The following is a 1,331-nucleotide window of genomic DNA, read 5'->3' on the forward strand; positions in this document are numbered from 1 at the left end:
GTGAATACATAGCGTAATGAAGCGAACCGGGGGAACTGAAACATCTAAGTACCCCGAGGAAAAGAAATCAACCGAGATTCCCCCAGTAGCGGCGAGCGAACGGGGAGCAGCCCAGAGTCTGAATCAGCATGTGTGTTAGTGGAAGCGTCTGGAAAGTCGCACGATACAGGGTGAAAGTCCCGTACACAAAAGTGCATGTGTTGTGAACTCGAAGAGTAGGGCGGGACACGTGGTATCCTGTCTGAATATGGGGGGACCATCCTCCAAGGCTAAATACTCCTGACTGACCGATAGTGAACCAGTACCGTGAGGGAAAGGCGAAAAGAACCCCGGCGAGGGGAGTGAAAAAGAACCTGAAACCGTGTACGTACAAGCAGTGGGAGCACCCTTTGGGGTGTGACTGCGTACCTTTTGTATAATGGGTCAGCGACTTATATTCTGTAGCAAGGTTAACCGAATAGGGGAGCCGAAGGGAAACCGAGTCTTAACTGGGCGTTAAGTTGCAGGGTATAGACCCGAAACCCGGTGATCTAGCCATGGGCAGGTTGAAGGTTGGGTAACACTAACTGGAGGACCGAACCGACTAATGTTGAAAAATTAGCGGATGACTTGTGGCTGGGGGTGAAAGGCCAATCAAACCGGGAGATAGCTGGTTCTCCCCGAAAGCTATTTAGGTAGCGCCTCGTGAACTCATCTTCGGGGGTAGAGCACTGTTTCGGCTAGGGGGTCATCCCGACTTACCAACCCGATGCAAACTGCGAATACCGAAGAATGTTATCACGGGAGACACACGGCGGGTGCTAACGTCCGTCGTGAAGAGGGAAACAACCCAGACCGCCAGCTAAGGTCCCAAAGTCATGGTTAAGTGGGAAACGATGTGGGAAGGCACAGACAGCCAGGATGTTGGCTTAGAAGCAGCCATCATTTAAAGAAAGCGTAATAGCTCACTGGTCGAGTCGGCCTGCGCGGAAGATGTAACGGGGCTAAACCATGCACCGAAGCTGCGGCAGCGACACTATGTGTTGTTGGGTAGGGGAGCGTTCTGTAAGCCGTTGAAGGTGTGTCGTGAGGCATGCTGGAGGTATCAGAAGTGCGAATGCTGACATAAGTAACGATAATGCGGGTGAAAAACCCGCACGCCGGAAGACCAAGGGTTCCTGTCCAACGTTAATCGGGGCAGGGTGAGTCGACCCCTAAGGCGAGGCCGAAAGGCGTAGTCGATGGGAAACAGGTTAATATTCCTGTACTTGGTGTTACTGCGAAGGGGGGACGGAGAAGGCTATGTTAGCCGGGCGACGGTTGTCCCGGTTTAAGCATGTAGGCGGAGGTTC

1 rRNA gene (running past one end of the window) is annotated in these 1,331 nt (G+C 52.9%); it reads left to right on the top strand.

The annotated features are described in order from the left end of the window. Positions 1-1,331 (top strand): 23S ribosomal RNA (locus OGY68_RS11120); its annotated part runs 1,451 nt beyond the window's last position; the annotation flags it as partial.

Origin of the sequence: Citrobacter sp. Cpo065 (assembly GCF_030332805.1) — a bacterium.
Lineage (GTDB): Bacteria > Pseudomonadota > Gammaproteobacteria > Enterobacterales > Enterobacteriaceae > Citrobacter > Citrobacter portucalensis.